The sequence below is a fragment of the Helicobacter sp. 11S02596-1 genome (assembly GCF_002272825.1).
Taxonomy (GTDB): Bacteria; Campylobacterota; Campylobacteria; order Campylobacterales; family Helicobacteraceae; genus Helicobacter_J.
Genome location: NZ_MLAM01000005.1, coordinates 128,771 through 135,180, shown reverse-complemented (window position 1 = coordinate 135,180; position 6,410 = coordinate 128,771). Strand labels below are relative to the sequence as shown.

7 protein-coding genes and 1 pseudogene are annotated in these 6,410 nt (G+C 34.8%); 1 reads left to right on the top strand and 7 read right to left on the bottom strand.

The window, feature by feature from the left end:
• A partial coding sequence (locus tag BJI48_RS09415) for a hypothetical protein (protein ID WP_180763047.1) occupies positions 1 to 371 on the top strand: 371 nt, incomplete at its 5' end.
• A gap of 898 nt (positions 372 to 1,269) precedes the next feature.
• On the opposite strand, the gene BJI48_RS04575 is transcribed toward BJI48_RS09415, so the two are convergent.
• The 7 genes and pseudogenes from BJI48_RS04575 to BJI48_RS04545 form a co-directional block, all read right to left on the bottom strand.
• Entirely contained in the window at positions 1,270 to 1,638 is a 369-nt protein-coding gene (locus tag BJI48_RS04575; RefSeq protein WP_095332382.1) for a hypothetical protein, read from the bottom strand.
• Positions 1,639 to 2,023: 385 nt separating this feature from the next.
• Positions 2,024 to 2,239 carry a hypothetical protein gene (locus BJI48_RS04570; RefSeq protein WP_095332380.1) on the bottom strand — a complete coding sequence of 72 codons (216 nt, stop codon included), beginning with the start codon at positions 2,237 to 2,239 and terminating at the stop codon, positions 2,024 to 2,026.
• 584 nt (positions 2,240 to 2,823) lie between these two features.
• Positions 2,824 to 3,546 (bottom strand): hypothetical protein, encoded by a 723-nt coding sequence (locus BJI48_RS04565; protein WP_143428771.1) that lies wholly within the window; start codon positions 3,544 to 3,546, stop codon positions 2,824 to 2,826.
• A 48-nt stretch (positions 3,547 to 3,594) separates the two neighbouring features.
• The gene (locus BJI48_RS04560) at positions 3,595 to 4,533 is read right to left on the bottom strand and encodes a hypothetical protein (RefSeq protein ID WP_143428770.1); all 939 of its coding nucleotides are present in this window, start codon (positions 4,531 to 4,533) and stop codon (positions 3,595 to 3,597) included.
• Positions 4,469 to 4,783: an ATP-binding protein gene (locus BJI48_RS04555; protein WP_095332371.1), complete on the bottom strand. Its 315-nt coding sequence runs from the start codon at positions 4,781 to 4,783 to the stop codon at positions 4,469 to 4,471. Before BJI48_RS04555 ends, BJI48_RS04560 begins: the two co-directional genes overlap by 65 nt.
• A pseudogene (dcm, locus tag BJI48_RS04550) lies at positions 4,780 to 5,762 on the bottom strand (DNA (cytosine-5-)-methyltransferase). Before dcm ends, BJI48_RS04555 begins: the two are co-directional and overlap by 4 nt.
• A gap of 190 nt (positions 5,763 to 5,952) precedes the next feature.
• The gene (locus tag BJI48_RS04545; RefSeq protein ID WP_095332368.1) at positions 5,953 to 6,315 is read right to left on the bottom strand and encodes a hypothetical protein; all 363 of its coding nucleotides are present in this window, start codon (positions 6,313 to 6,315) and stop codon (positions 5,953 to 5,955) included.
• Between the last annotated feature and the right edge of the window lie 95 nt (positions 6,316 to 6,410).

The following is a 6,410-nucleotide window of genomic DNA, read 5'->3' as shown; positions in this document are numbered from 1 at the left end:
TTGAGAAAAACCTCACGCCTGAACAAAGAAAACTCTTAAAGAATAAACAAGTCCTTATTCTTAAAACCAACAATAAAACCCATTGCCAAGGTTGTGAGCCTGAAGCAGGCTATTATTTCTTGATTGCGGATTTATCGGTTAATAATAAAACCCAAGAACAAGCTATCAGTAATATCTTAAAGAACTATACCTATCGGGCTTACCAGTATCGAGACTTAGCAGGAGCGATTAAAACAAGATACCTTATTGGGCCATTTAAGAGTGCTGATGATTTAATCAAAACCAAACCCTTTGCTGATGGATTATCTAGACAAATCTATCATAACCCCAATGCCTATACGATTGTATATGAAGTTAGAGATGGGAAGTAGGATAATAATAAGATAGGAAGGGGGGAGGGGGAAGAAGTAGGGAGAAAAACCCCGCCCTGTTGATGAGGCAAGGCGGGGAAAAGAAAACAAAAAACGGCGGTTATTATTTAGAGAGGCGGAAAAATTCCCGAATCTCCTCCCGAAAGATAGCAACAGCTATCCCAATAACCGCAATAAGAATGCTAAGGGCTTCCATTGCGGACTCCTGCTGGTTAAAATCCCGCCGCCTATCCCGATATTCAAACGTTAAAGAATGGAAAATCAACCAAAAAAAAACCCGACACAAATCGTATCGGGTTAATTTAACCAGCAGGTTGTTTTCTTTTTTGAGACTTAAACATCTGAATCCATCACAATCCAGATGAAAGATTATAACATAAGTATTGACAAAAAGTATAAAAATATAGGAGAGGCGTTAAGCCAAAGCCAACTGCTTGGCTTCACTAGCTCCGCACGGCGATTGCGATATGCGACAAAAGGAGCATAGCAATACGCCCAAACCTTAAATTACTCCCGTGAGTGGTCCTCAGATTCAGTTTAAAAAACTGAATCAAATAAAACATAATGTTTTTGGTCTTCCACCTTTTTATTTTTTTATTATGCAGGGGGCGGGTTCTACTTAGCAAGCTACCCGCCCTCTTGCAACATCGGGTGGGTGGGTCAGAAACCCACTGCACGCCCCCAATGCAACACAGGATTAAATGGCGTAGATTGCTTGGTTTGAAAGTGGTTTAAAATGAAGACCTTAGAAAACAGGTTGATGATGAAGCGAGCTTGGCGAAGCTTCAGAATAACCTAATAACTTTAGGAGCGAAGCAAGATTTCACATCTTGCGGAGTGGTCTTCAGATTCGGGCTTTAACCCGAATCGAGTAGAAAATAATGAAAACCTTAGAAAACTATCTCCAATATTCAAGTTGGAAACGATCTTTTTTATCCATAGAAAACTCTTTGCAAATCTTAAAAATAGCCTTACACGCTTTTTCATCTGTTAAATTGCAACAAAAATAAGGGGTACTATTTGTGTTGGCTTTATCATTATTGTCTTCAATAATATGTTTAATTTCTTTTTCGATTTGTTCAATTTCTTTATTTTCAGCTTCTTTTCTCATGGAAAATTTATAATCTTCATCAATCTCAAATCTATCTACTACATCAATTTCTAGGGAGTTTTTATAATATTTTAAAAGTGATTCTGTAAATTTATCGCTAGAAATACCCTCATCTAAGAAGCTTTTTTCCTGATTATTTAAAGTATCTATCTCCATTTGCCATCCTTTTATACCAGATGAATCAATCATATAAAAGGATTATTTAAAGAGAGTTGAGTTAAAAAATTATTATTTGGAGTTTGAAGATTCTAAATTGGTAAAACGCAACTAATATACATTGAATATATGCTAGATACGAAATACCGGTAGGCTTAAAACCATATACCTAGTTATTGACTAGATTCTTATCAAGAGACAAAGAGCATTAAAGTCGCCTAACCTTTCTGGTATCCCCATCATTATAAGCCTGAAAACCACCTTTTTCCATTGCATCGGCTAGTTCTGTTGTAGAACTAAAACCAAGCTCTTTAGCAGTGTTAATGCCTTTCCCCTCTCTTAACCATCCAATTGTTTGCTTATTCAACGCCTCGTTTAATCTCCGCTATCCTTCCTCATCGGCTAATTTTACCCCTCGTTTGTAGCCTTCCTCATAAGCATATTCTGCTTCTTTTTTCATTGCAACATAATCATCAAGAGACATACTAGCAATCGGATCAGGCATTCCTGCATTCTCAATATTCATCCACTTATAATCATCATTAGGTCGGGTAAGTTCATTCATCCACCATCCGCCCCAGAAACTATCAAACATTCCCATAGGAAACTCCTTTATTTAAATTTCTGTTATATTAACAAAAGTTTAGTTAAAGTGCAACAGAGAAATAGAGTGGATTTTGGAGTTTGTAGGAATGATATAATAAGAGTGCCGGTTACTCACAATAACCGGCAAGACTAACCTAAAAGGGTTTGTTATGAAACAGCATAACAAAAACCTAAGAGAATTATACATCAAATTGAAATTATTTGGTGTGAAAATTACTTTTAGGTTCAAACGGGGGTGAAATTCCCCCTCCTTTTTCGATAGTCTATTTATTCCTACAAACCTATAAAATGATGCCACTAAAGAAGAGATAACAATTGAGAGCTTTTGGGGTATATTTGAAGCAATTTTTGATAACAAATTGGCAACAAACGTATCCATTTTGTAATCGTTTTGTATCAAAAACGTGCTCCGACAATCTTCAACCTTTGAAACCCATTTCAAGTAATTTTTGACAACAAATATAGTCAATTTATGTTTCAAATGTATTTAATAGAATTTTAGGTGGATTCAGATTGAAATTGGAACTGAATATTTGGATTGAGCTTGATATGAATGTCAACTTCCTTTTAGTGGTAGATTTATCTTAAATTTTCAATTTCTTGAAGCAATTGCAATAATTTTCCTTTGTCTGTCTGGCGATTCAAATAGTCGCTATAGAGACTATAGGCTTGATTGATTAGTTGTTGATATGTCATTACACGTATTTTTTTGATTTCCAATATTCTTATGTCTTCTTCTCTTGTTTCCAGATTATCCCATTCTGCAGGCATAACACCTACAATACAAATAGCTTCAACTGGCTCATAGCCTTTTCCTTCAAGAGATAATTGTTTCTTTACGGCCTTAATATAAAAACCAACCTGATCTATGATTTCAGCTATTTTCACTTTTACACTAGCACGCTTGAGTTCAATAATCACATGTTTTCCACTTGTTTTTCTATATTTTAAATCCATTCTTCCTTTTCTTACATCAGGTTTTTCACCCTCTTCTATTTTGTCAAATTCAATTTTTACCGTCTGCTCAAAAGATATGGGCTCTGTAGCTCTTTCCCAAGATGGGTCAAGTAGCCAAAGATTTTCAAAAATATGCTCTTGCAACATTCTTTCTAATTCATTATTCTTAACCCTGTCTTTAAGTGCCTCAATAATCTTTATTCTACCAGCTGTGATCTCATAATAAAATGTCGATTCAATATCCTTATAATCACCAAAAGTTGATAAAAATTTATCAAAATTTTCTGGTGTAATCTGTTCAAAAGAATCTATAGTATCTTTAAACTGCATATTCTCAAAAGCCAAAACAGCATGCTTGTATAGTGTATTTCTATGCTCTATGTTTGTTTCAATTTAACTTATTTTACCAAAAAGCTTTTCTGCCCTTCTTTTTGAATCATTTTTTAATTGATTATACCAGCGTTTTATCGGGTCTATTTTTAAGGCTTCTTCTTTTCCTTTGGCTTCTTTTAATTCTGCGCGATCTTTTTGAATGGTTTTTAATGCCCTGTGAACTAGATCTTTCAACTTCATATAGCGCTCGTCATCTTCTCTAAGTTTTTGACGACTTGAAGTCGAAATATCACTCAATGCATCATCATCTAAAAAATCTGCTTCAATTTCACCAATTAAGAATTTTGTATATAAGCCACCCTCCCTAAATTCCTCAAGAATGTCTTCTTGAGCTAATTTTCCCCTTACAATGATAGAAATCTTGTTTAGGTTATCCTCGCCATCTTGAAGCTTCCCAGATTCTTTAACCGACCCAATCCACCCCTTTATAAAATATTTTTCTTCTCCAATCGTTATCAGATTGTCAAGAGAGAATTTTTTGGTAGCAGGAGTTATTACATCGGAGTATTTTGTATTTTCTTTCCCAAACTCCCAAATAAATTCCAAAGAATTAAAATAGTCCCTATCTTGGACTGATATAGACTCATCATTAATTTTGACAGAAAAATTATACTCTGATCCGATAATCGAAAAACGCCTTGCTAATCTTTTCCTTAACGAAGAAAATGTTCGACTTAAATCTTTATGAAGTCCCTTTAATACAATCAGAGTTCCACAAGATTGAATTTTTGAACTTAGTTCTTGTGGGAGACTAATTGAATCAGGGTGGTAGTCTCCACCACTTGATTCTATAGCTTTTTTGATATCAGTTGTAACCATTCTCAAGCCATTAACTTCACAATCCTCTGTCGTCTTTGAGTAAATTTCTATTGTCTCAGCTATTAATCCCCTTTCTGCCCATAACCCTACGATGAAAAATATCTGATAAATTTCTTCCATCTTCTCTTCTGGCATATCCCACATTTAAATATTTATTATTAATATCCTCAACATTCATACCATGCCCATCATCAATAATCTCAATTTGTTTATTTTCTTTATCAATATTTATTTGAACCTTGGTTGCATCGGCATCCCAAGCATTAGCCACGATTTCAGACAAAACAGCAGGAATGCTACTATACAGCCCAATCCCTAAATGTTGCAAAACGTTTAAACTAATTTGCATAGTATATAAAGGAGTTTTCATTTAAATACCTCTCTCAGATGATTTTTAATACTTTTTCCAACTACCGATCCTAGTTTTACAGGGACAGCATTACCAATTTGACGTGCAATCTCGCCTATTTTAATGGGTTTCTTAAAATTCTCTATGAATTGATAGTTTTCAGGGAATGTTTGGAAAAGAGTTGCTTCTCGCAAAGTGATCGCTCTGTCTTGCTCAGGATGACCAAATCTCCCATTGCCTAATCCTATGCATTGAGTAGTCATCGTTGGGGCAGGCTCATCCCAACTCATTCTTCCATAGACGCTTGTGTAACTTTTGCCTGTTTCTTTTTTGTGGCAATCAAGCAACAAATCATCACTCCAACTTTGCCAAGTTCCACCCTGCTTACTTTGCTTGATACGCTTTTTATTTGCTTCGGACAACTTTCTTGAAAAATGTAAAGGATCGTGAATCAAAGCCACTCCATCTGGAATTTCTGGCAAATGACCTATAGTTGAATAAACATTCATATAATTTGTCTTATTGTGAGTAGGCTTTATCAATTCAATCCAACCAAGTTTTGAAGCTAGCAAAACAAGTCTTGTTCTTTTTTGAGGTATCCCATAATCAGGACAAAACACATTAGAGAATGACACGTGATAATCATTATCTCTCAACATAGTGACAAAGTCTTCAAAAACCTTATGTTTCTTCAACTGAGGAACATTCTCCATTGAAACTATATCTGGAGAAGAGTGTTTGATAATATTTGCAAACTTATACAAGAGTCCCCATTTATCATCTTTTTTTGCTTTAGTGTGTATTTTGAAAAGGGCTGACAAGGGGCACAACCAACCAGTATCTTAGTGGCAGTATTACCAAAAATATTATTAATTTCTTCTCTGTCTATTAATCCCACATCCTTATCATAAAATTTTGAGTTGTTATTGACTTCATAAGCAAATTTACAAGAAGAATCAATATCAAAACCCGCCACAACATTAAAACCTTCTTGAATCATTCCATGTGTGAGTCCACCAACACCACAGAACAAATCAATTACTTTTATATCTTTAATTAAGTTTTCAAGTTTTGATTTCTTGCCCATTGCAAACTATTCCTTTCTAATTCTTTTTCATTATAACACAAATCAGTTATGAATCACTTAAGGTTAGCAATTCACAAAAGCCTAACCTGACATAATCGACATACTACGAAAAACAATAATAAAAATAGCCACCACCCAATAACAAAAACACCCATACCAAAATGCCAATTTTGCTCGATATGGCATTTTTCATATCTTGAGTAGAGGGAATCGCAGATTCAAGTATTGTAACAACTAAATAGAGGTATAAAAGCGTATAAACAAAATTGGCTTCAAAAAAATAAAAATAATAACCCTGCAATAAAAAGCCAACACCCAACAACAATAACGGGGCAAATGATATAGGAAAAGCATTCCACCATCGTTGGTTTCTTACTATCACCCTACCCAATTCAATTCTCCCATCATCCAATCTTCTTGGCAATATGGCTGGCATTCTAGGCTTGCCACCAAAAATAATAGCCATTATGAAATGGCTTAACTCGTGCAGGAATGTTCCGGGCAAATATGGTGATGATTTTTCTTTTGTTAGGATAGCGAAATTGAAAAACTTTTTGATAG